Raw genomic sequence first — 25,844 nt, 5'->3', positions numbered from 1 at the left:
TCGACTTTGAATGCCCCTAAAAACCCAGAGACTTCAAAGCTAAACTCAATATCATTCGCCATACAGCTTCACTCTTGTGATCACAGTAATTGTGGATAATTAATCCACATGCATATTAAATGGCTGAACTGTAACAAGTTACATTAAAATCATCACTGTGCAAAAACAGGGGATAAAGGCTAAAAAACACCCACCAATTCACTAATGAATTGGTGTAAGTACCTAGAGGGATATTTAAAGAGACTGAAAGGCTAGTGAAAACGACGGTTTTTACTCTCAGTAGATAATTGTGGTTTTGTGATGGGGTTGGCAGTGCGGAGGTGGGCGGCTTTGTATCTCAGTCGTGGTTTTTGCCCCGAAGTTTGTTTCAGCGTATTCGTTCTAACGGCAGTCTAGCTGATTTTGCTATACTGCAATTAATCTAAATATCCTGTCAGGTTGTATGCGATGAGCAAGAAAAAATTGACCGAAAAAGAGCTGCTAGAAGGGATGACTCCTAATAATACCCACAGTGATTTGCTTGCAAAGAGCGAAACAAAACCTGATTGGATATCCTTCGCCGACGGGGGAGAACGGGTTACAGATGATTTCATGGCCAACCGAAATGAGGTTTTCGATGAACCTAGTTTAGATTTACTGAACCCTGATATTTTTCTTTCAAACCTCAAGTTAGCACTTGATAGCCTTCCAGATGGTGATATTGAGTTTTGTAACTTGGGCAATGAAATTGGTCGAGTCATTGCTAATTTGGATTCACCAAACAAGGCACTCTTACGTGAAGTAATATATGGGGTTGAACATGGTTTTGACATGATTAGCAAAGAAAGAGGAACTTCGAATGAGTAAGCTTGATGAATGTGTCGACAACAATATGACATTAACCAGTATCATCATAATGATTGTGGGCTTAACACTCGGATACATACTTTTCTAGTATCAAATACTAAGGTCTCGAGGAAAGCCTCAGTTGCAGCAAATTCGACAACAATTCCAATCCAATCTTCTAATTGTGCAACAGCCTGTTGCACAAATCAGTCAAAATCAAAAATGCCCCCTAAACAAGTTACGAGTCATTGTAAATCATTTTCAAACGAGCAAAGTTTGCATTAGATGAGCTAATACAACTAATGTCCAAGTAATAGTTAAGACGTAATAACCTCCTCCCAGTAGTTGGAAGGAGGTTTGATCTATGATTTATTTATCCGGCTGCTATTGGAAGCGTAATCGCTTTGTACGTGACCAGCACTGTAAAACCAAGTAATACGATAGCAAAGATCATAGTAGCTGAGAGCTTGAGCCACACTCTCAGTTTTCTTGTGTCTAGGTTCTGCTCTAATGTTCCAAGTTCACTCTTTTGCCCATCTTCAAGTTCATCACCAAGACGTTTGAACAGGTCTTTGTATTCATTCTCAGTAGCACTTAATGTCGCAAACTGACCTAACATATTCCAGCAGACCACAACAACTAGGAAGAACACCATAACGCAGTACGAAATATTCTTAAAAAATTGAAGACTTTCCATCGAGTCTGTTGCTTGCATTTGAGAAGTAGCAAACCATACACCTAATGGAATCGAGAATGTTTTGGTGGCAACTTCATCAAAAACCTTATTTACTTTATCAATGTACTCTGTTGCTTTCTCTCGATACTCTTTGCGAACTTTATCAAATGAATAGTTTCGAACATATTGCTCATAACTAACCAATAGCTTACTTGTAAAAGCGTTAAAATGGTTAACTAGATGAGACAATCTTGACTTAGGGTCAAGATCACTTAGTAGGTTGTAAAGGGCCTCACGAACTAAACTGTTCATCGCTTCTTTGTGCTGGTCTTTGCCGAGCAACTCATCATAAAAACCAATATCGATTTCTGCACTAAGCACTGAGTTATTAAGAGACAAAGTTATGTCTAGTGGCTGACCACATAAAATAGTATATATGTTGCCTTTGTTTGTATGGGCAACATCTTTAATTAAGTTACACACTTTCGAAACATTTAGATAAGTTGTGAACTTTGCATCTCTAGAATCTTTTGTGAGAATCTCGTTGAGATCGCTGATATAGACAGCTTTAACTGGATTGAGCAGATAATCTGTATAGTTTGTTAAGTCAGCCCAAGTAGAGCATATAAAGTGATCTTTGTTTTGAGCTGATTGTTTGCTTAATTCGATCTTAGCTCGATTGAACGCATTGTAGTGCTTGTTAGTAATCTCATCGTTTACTGTTAAATCAAGCTTTCTAGTATCGTCTTTATAAATACCAAATGAAGCCGAGCACAGCTCAACTTCATTCAACAGCTTAAGCTTGTCAACAATATCTGCGTTAAAGTCTACATAACCAGACACGTCGTTACCGTCAACAACCACATCGGTCATCAACTCTCTTATCGACTTGTATAGCTCTAACGTCTCAATGTTCATAACTAGTCATTGTCTTTAGCTTCTCGCTGAAGGTCTATAATGTTCTGTTTTAATGTCTCTGGTATATCAGTAAAAATCAACTGTTCATTTTCAAATGTAACAGTCTTACCGAGCAATTCGTTGTCAAAGCTAATTGATACACCTTTACCACGCCCGCTTAAGCGAACATAACGTTTCAACTCTGCTGAACTAATCGCTATTTGTTCACTTAGTTGGTGTTCATCGTTACGAGCAATTACTAAGAAATCGTCAGTTGAATCAGGGAAAACCGCATTAGCGACATGTGTTAGGAGCACTTCTTTACCCGCTTTCTGTTGCTCTTGGATAAAGCTATGAGCACTATCTAATTTTGATTGCGTGTCATCACTATCTAAGCCTAGCTCAGAAGAATAAGTTTTGATCGCAGTTTTTAAAGCACTCGTTTCACGAGTTGCGGCTTGTTTATCACGCTGACACCCAATGAAAGACTCAAAGTAATCGCGCATTTCAACGGAACGACCTGTCTTGAACTTGATGTAACGACTGCTCAAGTCCTCTTCCCAGTCAGTTAAGTTGATAGAAGCACCTAAATGTAAGCGGTTAAGGTCTATGATTGTAGCTGAACTTAAATCAAGATCTTTGCTAGCGTTAATACCGTCAATTCGATTTAATACGGTAATTGCTAACAATGTATTCTCACGATACTCATACATGTAGAATGCGAGTATACCACCTTTTACACTTTGGAGCTTAGGCTCACTGATAATTTCAGCAAATCGTTCAGCCATGTCCTTGGTAGTTTCAACGAAGGTTTTCTCTTTGTTATGTAGGCGCTTTAATTGCTGTTCGAAAGCTGGTTCAAGCGTCGGATCACCATCCGCACCAAATTCACCAATGTTAAGCGTTGATTGAGAGAACAATTCAATTAGTTGTTCAGTTAGCTTGCTTCCCAAGCCTTCAGTGGAGTTTTCTTCATCACGCAGATTTGTTACTACAGGGGCACCATCGTTGTCACGAGTAACTTCATGAAGAATGACGTTCTTTATTGCCATGCTCTAGCCTTTAGATAAAATATTATGCACATAGTACAGTATGTTGGTGTTTTCAATGAAGCTTTTTTGATGGAAGCAGCTTGACTCTCCATGAACATACACCGAGTTCATAGACACGTTTTGGCTTTACTTGGAACAGACATTGCTTATCCGAAAGCATCAATTTAGAGCTTCGGTTATAAACTATTTTTGTCCAAGTATGCTTCAGCACGATTCTGGCTAGCATCAGGATGTCAAAGTCAACCATTATGAAACTTTAGTCCTATCATGCGGCTAAAAACACCAATTATATTGAAGTCATACTTTGATTGATGGATAACTTTCGTTCCGCTATTTGTTTGAAGCGATGTTTTCTACTCAATCAGCTTTCGAAAGATGATGTTAGCAATTGAAAAGAAATCGACCATAATGAGCGCATTGAGAAAAGGTGCCTGACCATAGTAATTGTGCAAGGTATAAAATGCATAGTTGATAAGCTCAAGAAACCGTGACTTATATCTACTAATTGTGCAATATTTTGGGGGTTTAAAGTTCATGGGCCTAAACTTTAATATGGTGCAAGTTTATGTGTTTCTGGCTGTCATCGCCCAGATCACAGGTAAGAAAGCCGGTCAGGCTTATCATAAGATCGTTAATGCGCATATTTATGAAGATCAGCTAGAGCTGATGCGTGATGTGCAACTAAAGCGCGAACCAAAAAACGCGCCTACTTTCCATATCAATCCTGAGATAAAGTCACTTGAAGATTTGGAAACATGGGTGACGTTGGATGATTTTTGGGTTGAAGGGTATGAGCATCACGATCCTATTCAATACCCATTTTCAGTTTAATAACATTCTTACTGGCATATCTAAAACAGAAAACCCCGCAATCATGTGCGGGGTTTTGTTTTATCGGTTTTACTTATGCACTGAGTGCGAGGATAGCGCCGGGCAATACTAGGAACACCGCTAAGAGGTAACCAGCGACAACCGCTTTATTTTTTACCGCCATGTCCGAGATGATATCTGCAGCCTTAACCGGTAATTCTCTCAGTACTGGAATACCAAAAATAAGTACGGTTGCTAGTATGTTAAATGATAGATGAACTAGTGCTATCTGCAGAGCAAAAACAGCAAACTCACCTGATGCAGCCGTTGCCGCTAGCAATGCGGTAATACAAGTACCTATATTGGCCCCCAAAGTAAAGGGATAAACATCTCTCACTTTTAATACGCCAGAGCCTACCAGAGGTACCATTAAGCTGGTTGTTGTCGAAGAAGACTGTACCAATACTGTGACTACTGAGCCTGATAAGATGCCATGGATTGGACCGCGACCGATTGCGCTTTTTAGGATTTCACGAGCACGCCCAACCATCAGGCTTTTCATCAATTTACCCATCACGGTAATCGCTACAAAAATAGTTGCGATACCGATAGCTATAAGCATCACGCCACCCATTGTATCGCCAAAGGTGCTCAATGGTTCCTTGAGTGCTCCGACAACGGGCTTAGTAATAGGCTTGATGAAGTTTAGTCCCTTCATACTCATGTCGCCTGTCGCCAGAAATGGTGAAACTAGCCAATGAGAAACTTTTTCCAAAATACCAAACATCATTTCTAGGGGGAGGAAAATAGCCACGGCTAATAAGTTGAAGAAGTCATGAATTGTGGCACTGGCAAAAGCGCGCTTGAATTCTTCTTTATTGCGAATGTGCCCCAGAGAAACGAGCGTATTGGTTACCGTCGTTCCTATATTCGCTCCCATGATCATTGGGATAGCAGTTTCAACAGGTAATCCACCCGCAACAAGCCCTACAATAATAGAAGTCACAGTACTTGAAGATTGAATGAGAGCAGTAGCAACTAGACCTATCATCAAGCCCGCAACCGGGTGCGAAGCAAATTCAAATAAAACCTTTGCTTGATCGCCTGTTGCCCATTTAAAACCACTACCAACCATAGATACTGCTAAAAGCAATAGATACAGCATGAATGCCAAGTTAGCCCAGCGCAACCATCGAGTTGTACTCGAAATAGGTGCTGCTGTTGTAATAGCTTGGTTCATAAATTTTCTCCGTGGACCAGAATCATTGTTACGGTCAATTATTAAAACTGTTGGCGATAGTAGAGGTTAATTATGTCATTAATATTACAGTTATATTTTGCGGTGATTTTTTGCTTATTAAGAAGATTTAATATTCTTTAGTTATTGATTTTAATCAATATTTAGATTTTAACTTTTTCTAGTTAGAATTTAAAAACAAAGTTTTGTGATGCAGATTACTCCTGATTGTCATTTTACGTGAAGTAGACTTCGCTTTATCCATGTTTATTCTTGTGTTTACTTCGGTTTTTTCGAGTGCTTGTTGTCATAAACTGGTTTTGCTATAACCGATAACGATATTGAAAGCAGAGAGAGATGATGTCACATTTAAATTACAATCACCTTTACTACTTTTGGATGGTATGTAACCAAGGGTCAGTAACAAAAGCGGCTGATGCCTTATTTCTTACTCCCCAAACAGTAACCGGGCAAATAAAGGCATTGGAAGAGCGCATGGGAGGTAAGTTAACCAAACGCAGTGGCCGAGGTATTGAACCTACTGAGCTAGGGCAACTGGTTTTTAAATATGCGGAGCGTATGTTTGGTCTTAGTTACGAGATGTTGGATATTGTTAATTACAGCCAGCGAGCCAATATGTTGTTTGATGTTGGGGTTGCAGATGCTTTATCTAAACGCTTGGTAAGTAAGGTGCTTATGACAGCTGTGCCACCTGATAATAGTATCCACTTACGATGTTTTGAATCGACCCATGAAATGCTTCTTGAGCAATTATCTCAACATAAGCTTGATATGATTTTGTCCGACTGCCCCGTTGATTCAAGTCAGCTACCAGGTTTATACAGTAAAAAGCTTGGGGAATGTCATATGGGGTTTTTCTCTAATGGCGATACTGGGCACCTAACATTTCCAGCGGTTTTAGAGGAGAAAAAACTATTGATACCTGGTAGTCGAACAGCAATGGGGAGAAAAGTATTGCAGTGGTTTGATTATCAAGGACTACAACCTAATATTCTAGGAGAGTTTGATGATGCGGCCTTAATGAAATCTTTCTCACGTTATCACTCAGATGTGATTTTGTTGGCGCCTTCTCTCTATATGTCCGAAGTTGAGAATGATCTGCCTTTACGACTGATAGAGCATGTAAAAGAACTTAAAGAAGAATATTACGTTATTTTTGCGGAACGTATGATACAACACCCTTCGGTAAAGAATGTATGTGATGCTGATTTTACGGATCTGTTCCAGTACTAATATTTCTGGTTCTAACAAATAGATTACTTGATGCAAATAGATTAGTATCGGCTTTGTGAATGTATCAACATGTAAATGACAGGCTTGAGATTTTATGGTGTTTTAAGAGGTGCTAGCCGATGAATTTAAAAGAAATGGAAAAAAATTCTGCCAAAGCGGTAGTACTACTCAAAGCCATGGCAAATGAAAGACGCCTGCAAATTTTATGCTTATTGCATAATCAAGAACTTTCTGTTGGCGAGTTATGTAGTCAGTTAGAGTTAAGCCAATCGGCATTATCACAGCATTTAGCATGGTTGCGTCGTGATGGTTTAGTGAATACTCGCAAAGAGGCACAAACCGTGTTTTACACGTTAAGCAGTGAAGAAGTTAAGTCAATGATACACCTTCTGCATAGTATATATTGCGCATAGGCAGTAGACGTCTGAACTTAGTTTTCTTGGATATAAAAAAACCGGCCTAGGCCGGTTTTTTTCGCTAAAGGAATCAGAGCTTTATTACAGAGCTTTGATTGCAGCAGCGAAACGAGACTTGTGGCGAGCAGCTTTATTCTTATGAATAAGGCCTTTAGTTGCCATACGGTCTAGGATTGGTGTAACTGTAGCGAAAGCTTCAGTTGCAGCAGCTTTGTCGCCTGCTTCGATAGCAGCAACAGTTTTCTTCATGTAAGTGCGCATCATTGAACGACGGCTAGCATTGTGCTGGCGACGTTTCTCAGCTTGGATAGCGCGCTTCTTAGCAGATTTACTATTTGCCAAGGGTCTAACTCCCAAAAACTTAAGTTCGGTGACAATTTAAGGGCGAGGAATATCCCCTATTTGCGCTTAAATGTCAAATGATTTGTGCAAAAACCAATCGAAGCCAAACAAATTTTGGATTAGAGGGGTCTTCACGGTTAAGATGGCGGGGATTCTATCAGTATTTTTTTTTCATTGCTAATACTAATCTACTCTAGCACTGACATTCGCGTTGTAGAGTGGAGGTCAATAATTAGTATTACAGGACTTTCGAGGTAGCTGTGAGTAAACGTCTACTCCAATCAGGACTAATTGTTAGTGCTATGACTTTTGTCTCTCGTGTGCTGGGTTTGGTACGCGATGTTGTTGTGGCCAATTTAATGGGGGCTGGTGCCAGTGCGGATGTGTTCTTTTTTGCCAATAAAATCCCCAACTTTTTGCGCCGTTTATTTGCAGAGGGTGCATTCTCTCAGGCATTTGTACCCGTACTAACGGAATATCATGCAACGGGTGATATGGATAAAACTCGCCAGTTAATTGCGAGAGCTGCGGGTACTTTAGGTGTTTTAGTGTCTATCGTCACCGTCTTAGGCGTTTTATGCTCAGGCGCTGTGACCGCTTTATTTGGCTTTGGTTGGTTTCTTGATTGGGTTAATGGTGGCCCTTCTGCCGGAAAATTTGAGTTGGCGAGCTTTATGCTTAAGATCACTTTTCCTTATCTGTGGTTCATTACCTTTGTTGCTTTATCAGGCGCGATCTTAAATACCTTAGGGAAATTTGCTGTCTCTTCTTTTACGCCTGTTTTCCTAAATGTAATGATCATTTTATCGGCTTGGTATATCTCGCCTAATATCTCTCAGCCTGAGGTAGGCTTGGCGATTGGTGTTTTTCTTGGCGGCTTAGTGCAGTTTCTATTTCAAATTCCCTTTTTAGTTAAAGCTGGGGTGTTTGTTAAACCTGCTTGGGGGTGGAAGGATCCAGGAGTGGTTAAAATTCGGACTCTGATGATCCCCGCTTTGTTTGGTGTGTCGGTTAGCCAGATAAATTTACTGTTTGATACCTTTATTGCCAGCTTCTTACAAACGGGGTCAATTAGTTGGCTCTATTATTCAGATCGCTTACTTGAATTCCCTTTAGGTTTGTTTGGTATCGCTATTGCTACCGTCATTTTGCCTGCTTTGTCGCGAAAGCACGTAGATTCTCATAGTGTTGGCTTTTCGCAGACTATGGATTGGGGAGTTCGCATGGTCGTCTTGCTCGGTGTTCCAGCCACGTTGGGCTTGATGGTGCTAGCTAAGCCTATGCTAATGGTCCTTTTTATGCGTGGTGAGTTCAGTCCTATGGACGTTGAACGTGCCTCTATGTCTTTGATGGCTTATGCCTCTGGCCTGCTTAATTTTATGCTGATTAAGGTTCTCGCTCCGGGCTACTACTCGCGCCAAGATACCAAAACGCCTGTTAAGTACGGAATTATCGCCATGGTAACCAATATGGTGTTTAACGCTATATTCGCTTGGTTTTATGGGTATGTTGGCTTGGCTATTGCCACGGCATTATCTGCTTTGGTGAATATGTCTTTGTTATATCGAGGTCTCCATTTGGCTGAAGTGTATCAATTGACTCGACGAACTGTGGCTTTCATTGTTAAATCTATCATTGCTGGTGGTTTGATGGCTGGTGCTATTTTATGGCAACTAGAAGATATTTCAGTTTGGTTAAATTGGAGCTTATCTAATCGAGTTATTTGGCTATTACTTTTGATCGTCGCAGGTGCTGCGGTTTATGTAATTTCGCTTTTGATTATGGGTGTTCGTTTAAAAGACTTAAAAGCCGCGACATAGCAATGATGATTAGTATATAATCTGTCGGTTTCACGTAGTATTAAATTTGAAGCCAATAGGACTTAGACGCGCTGAATGGAATTTATTCGAGGTATCCACAATATCAAAGCACATCATGCGGGGTGTGTTCTGACGATAGGTAACTTTGATGGAGTACACCTTGGCCATCAGGTTGTTTTGAACAAACTATCTGATAAGGCAAAAGAAATCGGTTTGCCCTCGACAGTCATGACGTTTGAACCACAGCCATTGGAGCTGTTTGCTAAAGATAAAGCGCCAGCTCGATTAACTCGTTTGAGAGATAAGTTTACTCAATTAGAGAAACTTGATATTGGCCGCCTGTTGTGTGTCAATTTCAACCATGGCTTTGCTAATCAAACTGCCCAAGATTTTATTAGTGACTTGTTGGTAAGGCGATTGGGTGTTAAGTTTCTGGTCGTTGGAGATGACTTTTGCTTTGGTCGAGAGCGGCAAGGTAACTTTGCAATGTTACAAGCGGCTGGTAAGGAGCATGGCTTCGATGTGGTGAATACCCATAGCTTTTGTCTGCAGCAGCTACGTATCAGCAGTACGGCAATACGAGAAGCTTTAGCGAGTGATCACTTACCACTCGCTTCAAAGATGCTGGGGCGAAATTACAGCATCAGTGGCAGAGTCGCTCATGGCAGAAAGCTAGGTAGAACCATAGGTTTTCCTACCGCGAACATTCCACTTAAACGCAGCGTCTCACCAGTTGCAGGAGTGTATACGGTTCATGCTCTTGGTCTAGATGAGCGGCCGATAGGTGGTGTTGCCAATATAGGCACTCGACCAACGGTGAGTGGTATTCGCCAGCAACTAGAAGTACATCTGTTTGACTTTGATGCGGATTTATACGGCAAACAGCTTGAAATTGTTCTGCTGAATAAAATTCGAAATGAGCAAAAATTTGAGTCTTTTGACTTACTAAAACAACAAATTAAATTGGATGCTGAAGCAGCAAGGGTGTGGCTGCGTCAGTATGAAGACCAAGCGGTTTAGTTCGCTGCTTGGCATAATGTCTAACTGTCACCCAACACAACGGAATTAAGAATCGATGAGTGAGTATAAAGATACCCTGAACCTTCCTGAAACGGGGTTTCCAATGCGTGGCAACCTGGCTAATCGTGAGCCAGAAATGCTTAAGCGTTGGTACAAAGAAGACCTTTACGGTGAAATCCGTAAAGCGAAGAAAGGCAAAAAATCTTTCGTTCTACATGATGGCCCCCCTTACGCGAATGGTGACATTCACATTGGCCACGCACTAAATAAGATTCTTAAAGACATTATTATTAAATCCAAAACACTTTCTGGTTTTGATGCGCCATACATTCCTGGTTGGGATTGCCATGGCCTACCAATTGAACTAATGGTAGAAAAAAAGAAAGGCAAACCGGGACAAAAGATCTCTTCGGCTGAGTTTCGTGAAGAATGCCGTAAGTATGCAGCAGGCCAAGTTGAGGGCCAAAAAGAGAGCTTTAAGCGCCTTGGTATTATGGGTGAGTGGGATAAACCATACCGCACTATGGATTTTGCTACAGAAGCCAATATCATTCGTGCACTCGGTAAGATTGCCGATAATGGCCACCTTTTAAAAGGTTTTAAACCGGTTCATTGGTGTACAGACTGTGGTAGTGCACTAGCTGAAGCAGAAGTTGAGTATAAAGATAAAGTCTCCCCATCTATCGACGTGCGCTTTAAAGCCAGTGATGAGGCGGCTCTACTGTCTAAGTTTTCACTGACTGAAGGGCATGAAGGCAAAGGTGGTATTTCCATCGTTATTTGGACCACAACACCTTGGACACTGCCTGCAAACCGAGCAGTATGTCTGCGTGATGATCTTGAGTATGTTCTAGTGCAAGTCGAAGGGGACAACCCGGAGCGAATCATAGTGGCTTCTGAGCTTGCCAAAGACGTTATGGATCGCGTTGGTGTTGAGCATTATCACAACCTAGGCTTTGCCAAAGGAAGTGATCTTGAGCTGTCTAAGTTTGATCACCCGTTTTACGATTTTAGCGTGCCTGCTATTCTTGGTGATCATGTTACCACTGAGTCTGGTACAGGTGTGGTTCATACCGCTCCAGGTCATGGTCCGGAAGACTTCGCGGTGGGCAACAAATATGATTTAGAAGTAGCAAACCCTGTTGGCTCTAACGGTGTTTACCTCCCAGATACTGAGCTGTTTGCTGGTCAACATGTGTTTAAAGCAAATGATGTTATTGTTGAAACGCTAAAAGAAAAGGGCGCTTTACTTCATCACCATGCTTATGAACATAGCTATCCGCATTGTTGGCGTCATAAAACCCCTATTATTTTCCGCGCGACACCGCAATGGTTTGTGTCTATGGATCAAGCTGGTCTACGCAACAAAGCGCTTGAATCTATCAAAGGCGTTGAATGGATGCCTGAATGGGGACAGAGCCGTATTGAAGGCATGATTGAAGGCCGTCCTGAGTGGTGTATCTCTCGTCAACGTACCTGGGGCGTGCCGATAGCACTGTTTGTTCATAAAGAAACGGCTGAGCTTCACTCAAATACATCAGAGTTGATTGAACAAGTTGCCAAGTTAGTTGAACAAAAAGGTATTCAAGCATGGTGGGATCTGGATATTGCAGATTTACTCGGTGATGATGCAGCCAAGTACGAAAAGGTGTTAGATACACTTGATGTATGGTTTGATTCAGGCGTGACTCACTATTCTGTTGTTGATGATCGTGAAGAATACAATGGTCATAGTGCAGACTTATACCTTGAAGGTTCTGACCAACACAGAGGTTGGTTCCAGTCGTCGCTCATTTCGTCGATAGCGATGAAGGGTGAAGCGCCATACAAACAAGTTCTAACCCATGGATTTGTGGTTGACGGTCAAGGCCGTAAGATGTCTAAATCTATTGGTAATGTTGTTGCTCCGAAAGATGTAACTAACAAGCTTGGTGCGGATATTCTGCGCTTATGGGTAGCATCAACGGATTATACTGGCGAAGTGGCCGTTTCTGATGAGATTTTAAAACGCAGCGCGGACGCTTATCGCCGTATTCGTAACACAGCTCGATTCTTCTTAGCCAACCTTAGTGGCTTTAATCCTGAGACGGATATTGTTGCAGCAGAAGACATGGTGGCGTTAGATCGCTGGGCTGTAGGGCGTGCGCTTGCGGCTCAAGAAGAAATTGTTAAAGCTTACGATGAGTATAATACTCATGCGGTAACACAGCGTCTAATGCAATTCTGCTCGATCGAAATGGGCTCTTTCTACCTCGATATTATTAAAGATCGCCAGTACACGGCCAAGCGTGGCGGGCATGCTCAGCGCAGCTGTCAAACGGCGCTTTACTATATTGTTGAAGCTCTGGTTCGCTGGATGGCACCTATTATGTCATTTACTGCAGACGAAATTTGGAACGAGATGCCAGGTAAACGTGACAAATTTGTTTTCACAGGTGAATGGTTCGATGGTTTGTTTGGCCTTGCCGATGGTGAAACTCTAAATAACGAGTTTTGGTCTGACATTCAGACTATTAGAGGCTCAGTAAATAAACTGCTAGAAGCCGCTCGAAATGACAAAACCATAGGTAGTGCATTGCAGGCTTCAGTGATTTTATACGCTGATGATGCTTTGACAGAAAAAGTAAATAAGCTGGCTAACGAATTACGTTTTGTGTTACTCACTTCAGCGGCGATTATTAGGCCTATCAGTGAGAAATCTGATGCAGCGCAGGCTACCGATATTGAGGGGCTATTTGTTGAGGTGTCAGTGGTAGATGCAGACAAGTGTGATCGTTGCTGGCATCACTCACCTGATGTAGGCAGCATTGAGGGCCATGAAAAAATTTGTGGTCGCTGCGTATCTAACGTGGAAGGAGAGGGTGAAGTTCGTAAATTCGCTTAACAAGCGAATATTACTGTCACTTGGAACTTTTTAGTCAGTCTATAGCCCCAGTCTTTACTGGGGCTAGTTTTAGGAATGGTATGAACGAACAAGCATTAACTCTTAAAAATTCAGGAGTACGCTGGCTGTGGGTTGCCATGGTTATTTTTCTGATGGACATCGGTATTAAACTCTTAGTTATGGATACCATGGGATATGGTTGGGCTAATCGCATCGAGGTGTTACCTTTTTTTAATTTGCTCTACGTTCATAACTATGGAGCTGCATTTAGCTTTTTAAGTGATCAAGCAGGTTGGCAACGCTGGTTATTTACAGGCATTGCCTTTGGGGTTACGGGTCTACTAACCTACTGGATGAGAAAACTTTCGGCTAAAGAGAAATGGAACAATATTGCTTACGCTCTAATTATTGGCGGAGCAGTCGGTAATGTATTTGATCGCGTTGTACATGGTTTTGTGGTCGACTACTTGGATTTCTTCTGGGGAAGTTATCATTGGCCAGCGTTCAACCTTGCCGATAGTGCAATTTGTATTGGCGCAGTGATGATTATTCTGGATGGCTTCCGTAACAAGAAAGGCCAAGAGACAAGTTAAATCTACGCTTACTTCTGGTAAATAATTGACGCGTTTATGCTTGAGAACTCTGTAAATTGAGAACTCTAAATAGTATCAAGGAAATAATATTGTGACGACTATTGTCCAACAATCTGCAGTGACCCTGCATTTTACGATCAAACTTCAAGATGGTTCTGTCGCAGATAGTACCTATAACATGGGTAAACCAGCTAAGTTCGTTATGGGTGATGGGAGTCTGAGTGAAAACTTTGAACAATGTTTGCTTGGTTTGAAGGTTGGAGATCAGAAGACCGTTGAGCTGCAAGCTAAAGATGCATTTGGCGCTCCAAACCCTGATAATGTCCACTATATGGATCGAGCTAAGTTTGTCGGCGATGCAGAAGTGGAAATTGGAACAGTTATGGCATTTTCCGGCCCAGATGGCGTGGAAATTCCTGGAATCATTACTGAAATCGCAGGTGATTCAGTAACGGTAGACTTTAATCACCCTCTAGCTGGTCAAGATGTGACTTTTGAAGTTGAGATTTTGTCAGTAGAATAATGAACTGAAGTAACAATAGACTCATTATGAGCAATGAAATGAAAATTCTTTTAGCTAACCCACGTGGGTTTTGCGCAGGTGTCGATCGTGCAATCAGTATTGTCGAGCGTGCATTGGAACTTTATCAGCCACCGATTTATGTTCGTCATGAAGTCGTTCACAACCGATTTGTTGTGGAAGGGCTGAAGCAAAGAGGCGCAGTTTTTGTTGAAGAGTTGCACGAAGTTCCAGATGATAATATTGTGATTTTTTCTGCTCACGGTGTTTCGCAAGCGGTTCGAAGGGAAGCTAAAGAGAGAGACTTAACGGTTTTTGATGCAACTTGCCCGCTAGTAACCAAGGTCCATATGGAGGTTGCGCGCGCTAGCCGTAAGCACATGGAAGTTGTCTTGATTGGCCACGCCGGACATCCTGAAGTCGAAGGAACTATGGGACAATACGCAAGCGATCAGGGTGGTATGTATTTGGTTGAAACACCAGCGGATGTTATTGGGCTTGTCGACAAAGTGAAAGACCCTACTCATCTTCACTATGTGAGCCAAACAACCTTGTCTGTTGATGAAACTGCGGATGTGATTGAAGAACTTCGCCGAGTTTTTCCGCATATCCAAGGCCCGCGTAAAGATGATATTTGCTACGCGACACAAAATCGCCAAGATGCTGTACGAGATATGGCAGTCGATGTTGATGTTGTGATTGTAGTGGGGTCGAAAAACTCATCTAACTCCACTCGCTTAAAGGAATTGTCTGAAAAGTTGGGTACTCCTGGCTATTTGACCGATTGTCCTGAAGATATCGAGCCTGACTGGTTAGAAGGCAAAGTAAAAGTCGGTGTTACCGCTGGAGCCTCTGCACCAGAAGAGCTTGTGAACAAGATCCTAGAACGAATTCAAGACCTGATTGGAACCAGAACGGTAGAAGAAGTACAGGGTAGAGAAGAAAATATGTTCTTCGAAGTACCGAAAGAGTTGCAAATCAAACAAGTTGATTAGTCTATCTTGCCGCTCTCCAGCAGTTCTCCCTTTACATATTTAAAGGCTCCTACGGAGCCTTTTTTATCGACTATGTTAGCTTTTCGGGCTCAGTGTCGCTGTGTTCAATTTCATCTTGCTGAGTCTTCTTTGGAAGCTTGGTGATATAAAGAGTTGTCATAACTGAACAGATGAGACCAACCGCAGTTGATATGTCTATTGCAAGACCCAATCCAAGAGTACTGCTATTGAGGATAAAACTTATCACAACTGTTGTCATAAAGATCGCGGGAATAGTGGTTACCCAATGGAGTTTATTTTGACGGACTAAGTAAGCTGAAGCTGTCCATAACATCATCACTGCCGTGGTTTGATTCGCGAACCCAAAATATCGCCAAATGACCCCAAAGTCGATTTGGGTCAGTATGCCACCGATAATAAAGAGTGGGATAGCTATTACCAGTCTGTTACTGAGTGTTTTCTGCTCCATGTTGAAGTATTCAGCTAATATTAGACGACTTGAACGAAAGGCAGTATCCCCTGAGGTAATTGGCAAAATGACCACTCCCAGAAAAGCCATGACGCCACCAAATACTCCTAGTAAGCCAAAAGACGCACTATAGACAACGTTTCCAGGTCCACCGGTGCTCACCGCTTGTGATAGAGCCTCTAAGTTGTCGAAGAAGGACAGAGCAAGTGCGCACCAAATAAGGGCAATGACTCCTTCACCAATCATCGCGCCATAAAAGACAAATCGTCCATTGCGCTCATTCTCCATGCAGCGAGCCATGAGTGGTGATTGAGTCGCATGGAAGCCAGATATAGCACCACAAGCAATAGTAATAAATAATGCTGGCCATAGAGGCATATCGTTTGGATTTAGATTGGTAAACATGTCTTTGACTTGAAAGCTCCCCATTAGCGTGTGTTCACTTGATAGTGTAACTGCACTGATTAAACCAATAGACATGAAAAGGAGTAAGGCACCGAACAGTGGGTAAAACCGACCGATTATTTTATCGACAGGGACGAGGGTAGCGACAATATAATAAATAAAGATAGCGATCACAGTTGTTGTCATGCTAACCGATAGGTTAGTTTGGTCGTTGATAAGATTAGTGATCATGCCAGCAGGGGCTGAAACGAATACAACACCAACCAGTAGCAGCAAGACAATCGCAAAAATATTCATAAAGTGTTTGGCGCTTTTGCCTAGGTATTTACCGGTAATTGTCGGTATAGATGCCCCGCCGTTACGTACCGACAACATACCAGAGAAATAGTCGTGTACAGCGCCCGCAAAAATACAGCCAATGACTATCCACAGCATGGCCGCCGGACCATACAAGGCGCCCATTATAGGACCAAAAATCGGGCCTACGCCTGCGATATTGAGTAACTGAACTAGATAAACCTTCTTAGTTGACATGGGCACATAATCAACTCCATCAGATTGACTGTGTGCTGGAGTTTGACGTTCTACGTTTATACGGAAAATTTTTTCGATAAATCTTCCATAGAGGAAGTAGCCTCCAATGAGCGCTGCAACACAGCTTAAAAACCAAATCATGACACTTGCTCCACAGTGATAAGTGAGTTATTTAGTTGATATAATACATATCTATGCCAGTAGGTTCTGTTAGCTCGGTTATTGTTCTCAATAAATCCGTTTTTATTACTTTGTTTAGGATTTAGAAAGCTGAGTAATAGGAAGTGTTGACGCAAACGGCGGCAATTGACATTATCTCTCTGTGCCTGTTAGATACTTGGATAGACAAACAAGGAAAAATCGTGAAAAAACTGATCCTTCTCATTATGCTAACTACGTTATTCGCGTGTGCGGCGACGACAGAGCAGCTTGTCCAACAAGGTGATTGGTATACGATAGGTTATCAAGATGGTATTCGAGGTAATAATCAGCGTTCCATAAACCAGCTTTCTAAACTAGGAAGTACCAAGCATAGTGACTATGAACAAGGTTATATGGTTGGCTTGGAAGAGTTTTGTAATCCTAACCAGGCCTACCAAATAGGGCTTACGGGTCAGCACTATGATGGTGTTTGTGAAGGAACTGAAGGTGCACAAAAGTTTCGCATGGAATGGCAGCGTGGCTGGAATGAATATTCTAATTAACTCATTTTACATTGAGCCTGTTATATCGCCAATATTACCAAGCGCATAATTAAAACTTAGGCGCTTTACTTATGCTAACTTCCGTTTGTTTGTTCAATGACAGCTTTCCTCAAGTAACCATGTTGAAGGTTTAACTGTTCTTTTGCTGCATCCCTGTCTAGCCCAGTTAATATCATCAAAATAGCGAGTTTAACGTCATAGTCGGTTTTTTTAAGGGTGTCTTGAGCTTGTTGCTGATTACAATCGGTTGCTTGTATGACAATACGGGTAGCTCTTGCAACCAGCTTGGCGTTAGTCGCTTTCACATCGACCATTAAATTTTGGTAGCTTTTGCCTAAGCGTATCATGCTTGCTGTTGTCAGCATATTGAGTACGAGTTTTTGTGCTGTTCCTGATTTTAGTCGAGTGGAGCCGGTTAATGCTTCTGGTCCAACAACAGGGCATATCGCGATATTGGCAATATTGGCAATCGGAGATTCTGGATTACAAGATAATGCAATGCTTGTTGCGCCTACCTTATTGGCGTAGTCTAGCCCGCCAATGACATATGGAGTGCGCCCGCTAGCGGCGATGCCAACTAGTACATCTTGATGGGAAAGTTTAATACCTTTTAAATCTTGCTCCCCTAATGATGGTGAATCCTCTGCTCCTTCTTGAGCTTTTAATATTGCTTCTTTACCACCAGCGATTAATCCAACCACCATATCATCAGAAACGCCAAAGGTTGGTGGGCACTCAGATGCATCTAATATACCTAAACGACCGCTTGTTCCCGCGCCCATATATATCAGTCGACCACCAATTTTAAAGGCGTCAGTGATTTTATCGACGGCTTGTGCTATCTCTGGTAAAACTTTCTCGACAGCGAGAGGTACTAGTTTATCTTGCTGGTTAATACGCTGAGCAATGTCCAATGATGAAAGGGTATCAATGTCCATGGTATCTGGATTACGACCTTCTGATATCAAATGAGAGAGTGCGTTAATCAATGCGTCGTTTGTCATAGTCTTCCTTATATATCACTGGGTCTAATCGGCAAAATATACGACACCAAGAGAAGCCAAGCGACTTGCTCCCGTGACTTGTGGTATGTTGCTTGGTAGGTTGTGCATGCGGCGATAGGCAAGCCAAGCAAACGCCATCGCTTCAATATTTTGACTATCGATTCCCTCTGATTCTGTTGACTCAACCGACCAGAGCGGTAAAAGTGCCTTCAATCGTTCCATCAATAAAGGGTTCTTAGCTCCACCGCCGCAGACTAGGAGCCTTTGCCGGTTATTGTTATCGTATTTTCTAACTTCATTGCAAATGGTTTGAGCTGTATATTCGCATAAAGTTCTTTGTACATCTTCAGCTGAGCATGAGTATTTTTCTAATATCTTGCCTAGCCATGTCAGATTAAACAACTCACGCCCGGTACTCTTGGGAGATGGTTTTGTCAGGTAAGGTTCGGCTAGCAGCTCATCTAATAAAGGAGTGTGTACACTCCCTTGCAAGGCAAAAACAGCATCCTTGTCATAAGGCAAATCTTTATGTTTAACACACCAGACATCCATTAGTAGATTGCCGGGGCCCGTATCGTAACCGAGCACAGGTTGCTCTGGGCTCAGTACAGAAATGTTGGAAATGCCGCCGATATTCAGCACCACAGTGGTGAATTCTTGTGAGCGAAAGAAAGCGTCATGAAAGGCTGGGACCAATGGTGCGCCTTGACCTCCCAGTGCGATATCCTTGCGTCTAAAGTCTGCTATGGTAGTAATTCCTGTTCTCGCAGCAATGATATTGGCATCACCCAGTTGTATGGTAAATGGAGTTTTCCCTGTCGGTTGGTGAAAAACCGTTTGACCATGATTACCAATAGCAGTGACTCTTTCTTTATCCCCTCCCGTTTCTTTTAGGAGCGCCAGAACGGACTCAGCATAGAGGTGACCTAGTTGATTATCTAGTTTACCGAGTTGGGTTAGATCTGTACTCTGGCCAAGGGATACACTTAAGACTTGTTGCTTGATTACATCCGGATATTCAAAGCTTTTAGCCTCAATCAGTACCACCTTGTCATCACATATTTCCGTTAATACCACATCGATGCCGTCTAGGCTGGTACCTGACATAATGCCAATGTATTGCTCTTTCTTCATAGACCCCTGTCTTCCCTAGAACACTCCTAGTACATAGTATGCGATGATATAGAAGGAAAAAGCGATAGATAAGGTGTTATTTGATGAGTTATATAGGCTTATTATCTATGAGTTAGAGTGTTGGGTGTTTATTCAATCAAATCTGGTATTGGAAGTAAAGTATCGAAGAAAATGCCCTGCCGATACTGTCGAGATCTTGTTATTATCTTTGTCTCTTTGCAACGATAATACTTTGCTAGTTATTTAAATAATGAGGAAGAATGGTATGGGACCTTTATGGCTTGATGTGGAAGGATGTGAATTGACGGCGGAAGATAAAGAAGTTCTTCAGCATCCGACAGTAGGGGGCGTCATACTCTTTTCTCGAAATTATTTTGATAATGAACAACTCATAGCGCTAAATAAGTCAATTCGAACCGCCGCTAAGAGGCCTATTTTAATAGGCGTCGATCAGGAGGGGGGAAGAGTACAGCGTTTTAAACAGGGCTTTTCTAACATTCCAGCAGCAGAGCTATATGCCAAACAGCCGCAAGGTGAAAAATTAGCTGAGCAAGGAGGGTGGCTCATGGCCGCTGAATTGATTGCTCATGATATCGATCTTAGTTTTGCCCCGGTGCTCGATAAAGGTCATCAGTCGAAAGCGATAGGAAGTCGCTCTTTTGGTGAAAGTATTGATACCATAGTTCGCCATAGCAGTGCATTTATGCGCGGAATGAAGTCTGTGGGTATGTCGACAACAGGGAAACATTTTCCTGGCCATGGTGGGGTAACAGAAGATTCTCACCTTGAAACACCCCACGATAATCGAGAGTCAATCTTTGAGCAGGACATGGCAATTTTTGATGCTCAGATAAAAAACAATTTGCTTGATGCAATGATGCCAGCTCATGTCATTTTTCCTTATTATGATCCCAAGCCGGCGAGTGGTTCACAGTATTGGTTGCAGAAAGTGTTAAGAGAACAGTTAGGTTTTAAAGGGATTATTTTTTCTGATGATTTGACCATGGAAGGCGCGGCAGTCATGGGCAATGTTGCAGAGCGTGCGCAAAAATCATTAGCCGCAGGCTGTGACATGGTACTTGTTTGTAACCAACGTGATGCTCAAGTCAAGGTATTAGATACTTTGCCAATTAGTCAGGTTCCAAAGGCTAAGGGTTTGGTTAAAAAGCAATCGTTTAAACTTGATGAGCTTCGTCGTAGTCAAGAATGGAAAAATGCATCAGAGGCGATAAAATACATTTCCGACTAGTAGTGTAAATAATTTATTACATAATGTTTTTTTTGATTTACACTTTTAGTTTTTGGTAAAGACTGATAAGGTATATTTGTCCTGCCTTGGCAGGTTTGAGGTGAATTGATGTAAATTTAAATGTACAAAGTGTGATTATGCAAAAAAGTGAATTGAGCAATATAAATATTACCGAAGAGCAGGTGCTTATCACTCCTGAGGAACTTAAAGCAAAGTTACCGATAAGTGAAAAGGCTCGCCATTTTATTCAACAGTCTCGTCAGACAATATCGGACATTATTCATAAAAAAGATCATCGTTTGTTGGTTGTCTGTGGGCCATGCTCAATTCATGATATCGATGCTGCCAAAGATTATGCTAGGCGCTTGAAAGCACTTTCTGAGCAATTAAATGATCATATTTACCTCGTAATGCGAGTTTATTTTGAAAAGCCTAGAACCACTGTGGGCTGGAAAGGTTTGATTAATGACCCTCAACTTGACGGCTCATTTGATATAGAGCAAGGATTACATGTTGGCCGAAGATTATTGGTGGATTTGGCTGAGATGGAAATCCCTCTTGCTACTGAAGCTCTCGATCCTATAAGCCCTCAGTATCTTGCTGACACTTTTAGCTGGGCTGCAATTGGTGCGAGAACGACAGAGTCTCAAACTCACCGTGAAATGGCCAGTGGTCTATCAATGCCAATCGGATTTAAAAATGGTACAGACGGTAGCCTATCTACAGCTATAAATGCCATGCAAGCAGCCTCTTCGAGTCACAGATTCATGGGGATCAGCCGTGAAGGGCAAGTGGCATTGCTAACGACCCAGGGTAACACGGATGGCCATGTGATTTTGCGTGGCGGAAAGCAGACCAATTATGATTCAGTATCGGTGACAGAGTGCGAGCAGGAGATGGAAAAAGCAGGACTGTCCCCATCCTTGATGGTTGATTGCAGTCATGCCAACTCTCGTAAAGATTTTCGTCGCCAGCCACTGGTTGCTGAAGATGTGATTCACCAAATCCGAGAGGGTAATAAGTCCATTATAGGCTTGATGATTGAAAGCCATATCAACGAAGGCAATCAAGCTTCGGACATCCCATTTGATCAAATGGAATATGGTGTTTCAATTACCGATGCTTGTATTAATTGGGATGACACTGAGGCATTATTACGTAGAGCACATAGTGAGTTGGTGCCATTTTTGGTGCAACGAGTTAAAGGTTAGAAGACTAAAAAAGGAATACGCATGGCTGGTGAACTGAACGCATTGCGCGACCAAATAGATGCTGTCGATAAGAAAATTCTTGATTTATTAGCACAACGTTTATCCTTGGTGGAGCAGGTTGGTGAGGTGAAAAGCACTTATGGTTTGCCCATTTACGCTCCTGATCGTGAAGCGGCCATGTTAACGTCACGCCGTGAAGAAGCAGAAAAGATTGGTGTTCCTCCTCAGCTGATTGAAGATATTTTACGCCGTACCATGCGAGAATCTTATGCAAGTGAGAAAGATGCTGGCTTTAAGTGTTTGAAGCCTGAGTTGGGTACTGTAGTAATAGTCGGTGGTCAAGGTAAGCTAGGGCGCTTGTTTGGTAAAATGTTTACCTTATCGGGCTATCAAGTTGAAGTCATTGGCAGTGATGACTGGGAGCAAGCTGGTGATATCCTAGCTAACGCTGGTCTGGTGGTTGTTACTGTACCAATAGATCTCACACTAGAGGTGATCGGTAAACTGGGTAATTTACCTAAAAACTGTATTCTTTGTGATTTGACATCGATTAAGGCTAAGCCGTTGCAGGCCATGCTAGATATTCACCATGGACCGGTAGTAGGGCTTCACCCTATGTTCGGGCCTGATGTACCGAGTTTAGCTAAGCAAGTCATTGTTTGTTGTAATGGCCGAGGTGAAGAGCAATACCAATGGCTATTGAAACAGTTTTCTATCTGGGGCGTAAGTTTGTGTGACATGAAAGCTTATGAACATGATCATGGTATGACATTTATTCAAGCGTTACGTCACTTCACTTCATTTGCTTACGGTTTACATTTGAGCCGAGAGAATCCAAGCATTGATAAGCTTCTTAAGCTCAGTTCGCCTATTTATCGGCTTGAATTGGCAATGGTAGGGCGTTTATTCGGACAAGATCCTAACCTATATGCTGACATTATTCTTTCATCGGATGAGAATATCCAGATGATTAAGCGCTTTCATCAGTGTTTTGGCGAAGCGATTAAGATACTTGATAACCAAGATAAGCAAGCTTTTGTTGCTAGTTTTGATAAGGTCAGTGAGTGGTTTGGTGAGTACTCCCAGCATTTTCTGTACGAGAGCCAAAATTTGTTGAAACAGGCAAATGATGCTGTACACAGGGGATAATGTCTCCCAGTGTGAGTAGATGTTCCCGAGGCACAATTCGGTCTTCTGGTATTAGGTCAGACTTTTGTTCTGGCCCATGAGTTGCTACCTGTTTTTTATGCTTACAGCTAGTGATATTCTCCCAAATCGGTTAAGTGTTCTATATCTCTGTGGAGAAGTTCATCGTCTCCCACATTCAATTCGATCAACCTTTTAAGATGCCCAATACTTTCGATGTCTATGTGGTCGATACTCAGCCGTATTACATTGCTGTTGAGGCCAACAACTTGTCCCACAAGTTCAATAACGATATCAGTGTCTTGAAGCGAAAATTCTACATCTACCATGGTATTAAGGCTTAACTCGTCTGCGTTATCAGACGTGAGTAGCAGTCCGTGTAGGGATAAATCGCAAATAAAGCATTCTACTACCTTATTATTTTGAGATAACACTGCGGGCGTCTGGTAAATAATACGCGAAAATTGTCTGCGTTCTATCATGACTGTCTCTCTCTGTGGTACTTAATATTCAATGATTACCAATCAGGAATAACTACCACTTAGCCTTTAATATCAACAAGGTGAGATTATGGCTGTGTTTGCTGTGGCGTTGAAACAAGTAAGGCCGCTAAGTTAAGCGGCCTTACTACGAATACTAAGCGAAATTTATTTAGTAATACGCTTATACTTGATTCGATGAGGTTCCGCCGCATCTGGCCCTAAGGTTTTCTTCAGCCATTCCATATATTCAGTATAGTTACCTTCATAGAAGTTGACCTGACCTTCATCACGATAGTCAATAATGTGGGTCGCAATTCGGTCTAAGAACCAACGGTCGTGAGAGATAACCATGGCGCAGCCCGGGAATTCCAACAGTGCTTCTTCTAAAGCTCTGAGAGTCTCTACATCTAGGTCGTTGGTAGGTTCATCAAGTAGTAATACATTGCCGCCAGCTTTTAACAGCTTGGCTAAGTGTACTCTGTTACGCTCGCCCCCTGATAACTCTCCAATAATTTTCTGCTGGTCACTGCCTTTGAAGTTGAAGCGAGAGCAGTATGCTCGTGCTGGGATCTCAAAGTTGTTGATTTTGATGATATCAGCACCTTCAGAAATTTCCTGAAAGACGGATTTTTTATCATCCATGCTATCGCGGAACTGATCTACAGAAGCAAGTTTGACGGTATCACCCATTTCAATACTTCCTGAATCAGGTTGCTCCACGCCACTTAGCATCTTAAATAACGTTGACTTACCAGCACCGTTAGCACCTATGATTCCTACGATCGCACCTTTGGGAATGCTGAAGGACAAATCATCAATTAATACACGTCCATCAAATGACTTAGAGATGTTCTTTGCATCGATAACCTTGTCACCTAAGCGTTCACCTGGCGGAATGAACAGCTCGTTAGTTTCATTACGCTTTTGGTGATCGTTACTTTGAAGCTCTTCGAATCGAGCCATACGAGCTTTTGATTTAGCTTGACGTCCTTTAGGATTTTGACGTACCCATTCTAGCTCTTTCTCTATGGTTTTTTGTCTGGCTTTTTCTTGAGACGCTTCTTGTTGTAAACGTGCGTCCTTCTGCTCTAGCCAAGACGTGTAGTTACCTTGCCAAGGAATGCCTTCACCTCTATCTAACTCTAGAATCCATCCAGCCGCGTTGTCGAGGAAGTAACGGTCGTGGGTAATTGCGACTACCGTCCCCGTGTAGTCAACTAAGAAGCGTTCAAGCCAGGCTACAGATTCTGCATCTAGGTGGTTAGTTGGTTCATCAAGCAGTAACATATCAGGCTTTTCAAGTAACAGTCGGCAAATGGCGACTCGGCGTCTTTCGCCACCAGATAAGTGTTTAATCTGTGCATCCCATTCAGGTAAACGCAATGCATCTGCCGCTCGTTCAAGAGCATTTTCCAAGTTATGTCCATCTTTAGCTTGTATTAAAGCTTCAAGCTCTCCTTGCTCTTTTGCCAGCGCGTCAAAGTCGGCATCAGGCTCTGCGTAGGCAGCGTAAACTTCATCCAGTCGTTTCATTGCTCCAGCAACGTCAGATACTGCTTGTTCGACAATTTCTCGCACTGTCTTTGACTCATCAAGAACCGGCTCTTGAGGTAAGTAACCGACATTCAAACCAGGCTGTGGGCGTGCTTCGCCATCTATATCAGTATCAATACCGGCCATGATGCGCAGTAAAGTGGATTTACCCGCACCGTTTAGACCTAGAACGCCGATTTTTGCTCCGGGAAAAAAGCTAAGAGAGATATCTTTGAGAATTTGACGTTTCGGTGGCACAACTTTGCTCACCCGAGACATGGTATATACGTATTCAGCCATTGCCGATTGTCCCTAGACTGTGAATTGAAATAAAAGGCTATTTTATACTAAGACGAGACGCTTTGTTACCGTCCAAGCAAGGGATAATTATTCTGATTTTTTTGTTTTTAATTGGGTTGTTTTTATCGACTAGCTTCACATTGATATGATTTTATTAGTATTTATATCTAGTAAGCAGACTGTTCTGTTTAGAATGGGGGTATGTTGGGGTTGATTTGAAAACACACTGTTTTTTCGAATTTGAGAAACAAGCCTATTGGTTTTTTGTGATACATGGCTTGTTTTTATGGCTATCCTTTAAACAGAGTTTTAAGAAATAGAATGGTAACAGC

At 42.1% G+C, this 25,844-nt stretch carries 22 protein-coding genes and 1 pseudogene; 14 read left to right on the top strand and 9 right to left on the bottom strand.

Annotation, left to right across the window (positions count from 1 at the left end; genetic code table 11):
- The first annotated feature begins 447 nt into the window (after positions 1–447).
- Positions 448–846, top strand: a complete 399-nt coding sequence (locus tag MHN79_RS19185) for a hypothetical protein (protein ID WP_239174380.1) — start codon at positions 448–450, stop codon at positions 844–846.
- A 352-nt stretch (positions 847–1,198) separates the two neighbouring features.
- Here the strand turns inward: MHN79_RS19185 and MHN79_RS19180 are convergent, their stop codons facing one another.
- The gene (locus tag MHN79_RS19180; RefSeq protein WP_239174378.1) at positions 1,199–2,419 is read right to left on the bottom strand and encodes a hypothetical protein; all 1,221 of its coding nucleotides are present in this window, start codon (positions 2,417–2,419) and stop codon (positions 1,199–1,201) included.
- A 2-nt stretch (positions 2,420–2,421) separates the two neighbouring features.
- A complete protein-coding gene (locus tag MHN79_RS19175) occupies positions 2,422–3,450 on the bottom strand; it encodes a nucleoid-associated protein (RefSeq protein WP_239174376.1) in 1,029 nt (342 codons plus the stop codon).
- Positions 3,451–3,984: 534 nt separating this feature from the next.
- Between MHN79_RS19175 and MHN79_RS19170 the strand changes: the two are divergent.
- Positions 3,985–4,281, top strand: a pseudogene (locus tag MHN79_RS19170) (thymidylate synthase); the annotation flags it as partial.
- A 73-nt stretch (positions 4,282–4,354) separates the two neighbouring features.
- Here the strand turns inward: MHN79_RS19170 and MHN79_RS19165 are convergent.
- Positions 4,355–5,500 carry a Na/Pi symporter gene (locus MHN79_RS19165; RefSeq protein WP_239174374.1) on the bottom strand — a complete coding sequence of 382 codons (1,146 nt, stop codon included), beginning with the start codon at positions 5,498–5,500 and terminating at the stop codon, positions 4,355–4,357.
- A 357-nt stretch (positions 5,501–5,857) separates the two neighbouring features.
- Between MHN79_RS19165 and nhaR the strand changes: the two genes are divergently transcribed.
- Positions 5,858–6,751 carry a transcriptional activator NhaR gene (nhaR, locus tag MHN79_RS19160; RefSeq protein ID WP_239174384.1) on the top strand — a complete coding sequence of 298 codons (894 nt, stop codon included), beginning with the start codon at positions 5,858–5,860 and terminating at the stop codon, positions 6,749–6,751.
- Positions 6,752–6,870: 119 nt separating this feature from the next.
- Entirely contained in the window at positions 6,871–7,164 is a 294-nt protein-coding gene (locus tag MHN79_RS19155) for a metalloregulator ArsR/SmtB family transcription factor (RefSeq protein ID WP_239174371.1), read from the top strand.
- An 84-nt stretch (positions 7,165–7,248) separates the two neighbouring features.
- Here the strand turns inward: MHN79_RS19155 and rpsT are convergent, their stop codons facing one another.
- Entirely contained in the window at positions 7,249–7,509 is a 261-nt protein-coding gene (rpsT, locus tag MHN79_RS19150; RefSeq protein ID WP_004410238.1) for a 30S ribosomal protein S20, read from the bottom strand.
- 260 nt (positions 7,510–7,769) lie between these two features.
- Here rpsT and murJ point away from each other — a divergent pair, with 260 nt between their 5' ends.
- The 6 genes from murJ (at position 7,770) to ispH (ending at position 15,341) form a co-directional block, all read left to right on the top strand.
- Entirely contained in the window at positions 7,770–9,329 is a 1,560-nt protein-coding gene (gene murJ, locus MHN79_RS19145; RefSeq protein ID WP_239174369.1) for a murein biosynthesis integral membrane protein MurJ, read from the top strand.
- Between the two features lie 75 nt (positions 9,330–9,404).
- Complete coding sequence (gene ribF, locus MHN79_RS19140; RefSeq protein WP_239174366.1) at positions 9,405–10,349, top strand: bifunctional riboflavin kinase/FAD synthetase; 945 nt, start codon at positions 9,405–9,407, stop codon at positions 10,347–10,349.
- A gap of 55 nt (positions 10,350–10,404) precedes the next feature.
- Positions 10,405–13,233, top strand: a complete 2,829-nt coding sequence (gene ileS, locus MHN79_RS19135; RefSeq protein ID WP_239174364.1) for an isoleucine--tRNA ligase — start codon at positions 10,405–10,407, stop codon at positions 13,231–13,233.
- Positions 13,234–13,313: 80 nt separating this feature from the next.
- A complete protein-coding gene (lspA, locus tag MHN79_RS19130) occupies positions 13,314–13,826 on the top strand; it encodes a signal peptidase II (RefSeq protein WP_239174361.1) in 513 nt (170 codons plus the stop codon).
- A 91-nt stretch (positions 13,827–13,917) separates the two neighbouring features.
- The gene (gene fkpB, locus MHN79_RS19125; RefSeq protein ID WP_114786946.1) at positions 13,918–14,349 is read left to right on the top strand and encodes an FKBP-type peptidyl-prolyl cis-trans isomerase; all 432 of its coding nucleotides are present in this window, start codon (positions 13,918–13,920) and stop codon (positions 14,347–14,349) included.
- A gap of 26 nt (positions 14,350–14,375) precedes the next feature.
- The gene (gene ispH / locus MHN79_RS19120; protein WP_239174358.1) at positions 14,376–15,341 is read left to right on the top strand and encodes a 4-hydroxy-3-methylbut-2-enyl diphosphate reductase; all 966 of its coding nucleotides are present in this window, start codon (positions 14,376–14,378) and stop codon (positions 15,339–15,341) included.
- A gap of 70 nt (positions 15,342–15,411) precedes the next feature.
- On the opposite strand, the gene MHN79_RS19115 is transcribed toward ispH, so the two are convergent.
- Complete coding sequence (locus tag MHN79_RS19115; protein ID WP_239174356.1) at positions 15,412–16,890, bottom strand: carbon starvation protein A; 1,479 nt, start codon at positions 16,888–16,890, stop codon at positions 15,412–15,414.
- 245 nt (positions 16,891–17,135) lie between these two features.
- Between MHN79_RS19115 and MHN79_RS19110 the strand changes: the two genes are divergently transcribed.
- Complete coding sequence (locus MHN79_RS19110) at positions 17,136–17,453, top strand: DUF2799 domain-containing protein (protein ID WP_239174382.1); 318 nt, start codon at positions 17,136–17,138, stop codon at positions 17,451–17,453.
- A 74-nt stretch (positions 17,454–17,527) separates the two neighbouring features.
- Here the strand turns inward: MHN79_RS19110 and murQ are convergent, their stop codons facing one another.
- Both murQ and MHN79_RS19100 read right to left on the bottom strand, forming a co-directional pair.
- Positions 17,528–18,457, bottom strand: a complete 930-nt coding sequence (gene murQ, locus MHN79_RS19105) for an N-acetylmuramic acid 6-phosphate etherase (protein ID WP_239174353.1) — start codon at positions 18,455–18,457, stop codon at positions 17,528–17,530.
- 24 nt (positions 18,458–18,481) lie between these two features.
- Positions 18,482–19,591 (bottom strand): anhydro-N-acetylmuramic acid kinase, encoded by a 1,110-nt coding sequence (locus MHN79_RS19100; protein ID WP_239174350.1) that lies wholly within the window; start codon positions 19,589–19,591, stop codon positions 18,482–18,484.
- A gap of 265 nt (positions 19,592–19,856) precedes the next feature.
- Between MHN79_RS19100 and nagZ the strand changes: the two genes are divergently transcribed.
- The 3 genes from nagZ to tyrA all read left to right on the top strand — a co-directional run bounded on the left by nagZ (position 19,857) and on the right by tyrA (position 23,200).
- Positions 19,857–20,840, top strand: coding sequence for a beta-N-acetylhexosaminidase (gene nagZ / locus MHN79_RS19095; RefSeq protein WP_239174348.1), 984 nt, complete (start codon positions 19,857–19,859; stop codon positions 20,838–20,840).
- Positions 20,841–20,977: 137 nt separating this feature from the next.
- Positions 20,978–22,051, top strand: a complete 1,074-nt coding sequence (locus MHN79_RS19090) for a 3-deoxy-7-phosphoheptulonate synthase (protein ID WP_239174347.1) — start codon at positions 20,978–20,980, stop codon at positions 22,049–22,051.
- Between the two features lie 21 nt (positions 22,052–22,072).
- Complete coding sequence (gene tyrA / locus MHN79_RS19085) at positions 22,073–23,200, top strand: bifunctional chorismate mutase/prephenate dehydrogenase (RefSeq protein WP_239174345.1); 1,128 nt, start codon at positions 22,073–22,075, stop codon at positions 23,198–23,200.
- Positions 23,201–23,307: 107 nt separating this feature from the next.
- On the opposite strand, the gene MHN79_RS19080 is transcribed toward tyrA, so the two are convergent.
- Both MHN79_RS19080 and ettA read right to left on the bottom strand, forming a co-directional pair.
- Positions 23,308–23,679 carry a PilZ domain-containing protein gene (locus MHN79_RS19080; protein ID WP_152429620.1) on the bottom strand — a complete coding sequence of 124 codons (372 nt, stop codon included), beginning with the start codon at positions 23,677–23,679 and terminating at the stop codon, positions 23,308–23,310.
- A 165-nt stretch (positions 23,680–23,844) separates the two neighbouring features.
- Positions 23,845–25,512 carry an energy-dependent translational throttle protein EttA gene (ettA, locus tag MHN79_RS19075; RefSeq protein ID WP_239174343.1) on the bottom strand — a complete coding sequence of 556 codons (1,668 nt, stop codon included), beginning with the start codon at positions 25,510–25,512 and terminating at the stop codon, positions 23,845–23,847.
- Between the last annotated feature and the right edge of the window lie 332 nt (positions 25,513–25,844).

This window comes from Vibrio sp. Of14-4 (assembly GCF_022347625.1).
In the GTDB taxonomy this organism is placed as follows: domain Bacteria; phylum Pseudomonadota; class Gammaproteobacteria; order Enterobacterales; family Vibrionaceae; genus Vibrio; species Vibrio pristinus.
This window is presented reverse-complemented; position numbering and strand designations above follow the sequence as displayed.

What these genes read in the sequence shown, in the direction of transcription:
- MHN79_RS19185 (WP_239174380.1), top strand. Translation starts at nt 448, where the DNA reads ATGAGCAAGAAAAAATTGACCGAAAAAGAGCTGCTAGAAGGGATGACT.
- MHN79_RS19180 (WP_239174378.1), bottom strand. Translation starts at nt 2,419, where the DNA reads ATGAACATTGAGACGTTAGAGCTATACAAGTCGATAAGAGAGTTGATG.
- MHN79_RS19175 (WP_239174376.1), bottom strand. Translation starts at nt 3,450, where the DNA reads ATGGCAATAAAGAACGTCATTCTTCATGAAGTTACTCGTGACAACGAT.
- MHN79_RS19165 (WP_239174374.1), bottom strand. Translation starts at nt 5,500, where the DNA reads ATGAACCAAGCTATTACAACAGCAGCACCTATTTCGAGTACAACTCGA.
- nhaR (WP_239174384.1), top strand. Translation starts at nt 5,858, where the DNA reads ATGTCACATTTAAATTACAATCACCTTTACTACTTTTGGATGGTATGT.
- MHN79_RS19155 (WP_239174371.1), top strand. Translation starts at nt 6,871, where the DNA reads ATGAATTTAAAAGAAATGGAAAAAAATTCTGCCAAAGCGGTAGTACTA.
- ribF (WP_239174366.1), top strand. Translation starts at nt 9,405, where the DNA reads ATGGAATTTATTCGAGGTATCCACAATATCAAAGCACATCATGCGGGG.
- ileS (WP_239174364.1), top strand. Translation starts at nt 10,405, where the DNA reads ATGAGTGAGTATAAAGATACCCTGAACCTTCCTGAAACGGGGTTTCCA.
- lspA (WP_239174361.1), top strand. Translation starts at nt 13,314, where the DNA reads ATGAACGAACAAGCATTAACTCTTAAAAATTCAGGAGTACGCTGGCTG.
- ispH (WP_239174358.1), top strand. Translation starts at nt 14,376, where the DNA reads ATGAGCAATGAAATGAAAATTCTTTTAGCTAACCCACGTGGGTTTTGC.
- MHN79_RS19115 (WP_239174356.1), bottom strand. Translation starts at nt 16,890, where the DNA reads ATGATTTGGTTTTTAAGCTGTGTTGCAGCGCTCATTGGAGGCTACTTC.
- MHN79_RS19110 (WP_239174382.1), top strand. Translation starts at nt 17,136, where the DNA reads ATGCTAACTACGTTATTCGCGTGTGCGGCGACGACAGAGCAGCTTGTC.
- murQ (WP_239174353.1), bottom strand. Translation starts at nt 18,457, where the DNA reads ATGACAAACGACGCATTGATTAACGCACTCTCTCATTTGATATCAGAA.
- MHN79_RS19100 (WP_239174350.1), bottom strand. Translation starts at nt 19,591, where the DNA reads ATGAAGAAAGAGCAATACATTGGCATTATGTCAGGTACCAGCCTAGAC.
- nagZ (WP_239174348.1), top strand. Translation starts at nt 19,857, where the DNA reads ATGGGACCTTTATGGCTTGATGTGGAAGGATGTGAATTGACGGCGGAA.
- MHN79_RS19090 (WP_239174347.1), top strand. Translation starts at nt 20,978, where the DNA reads ATGCAAAAAAGTGAATTGAGCAATATAAATATTACCGAAGAGCAGGTG.
- tyrA (WP_239174345.1), top strand. Translation starts at nt 22,073, where the DNA reads ATGGCTGGTGAACTGAACGCATTGCGCGACCAAATAGATGCTGTCGAT.
- MHN79_RS19080 (WP_152429620.1), bottom strand. Translation starts at nt 23,679, where the DNA reads ATGATAGAACGCAGACAATTTTCGCGTATTATTTACCAGACGCCCGCA.
- ettA (WP_239174343.1), bottom strand. Translation starts at nt 25,512, where the DNA reads ATGGCTGAATACGTATATACCATGTCTCGGGTGAGCAAAGTTGTGCCA.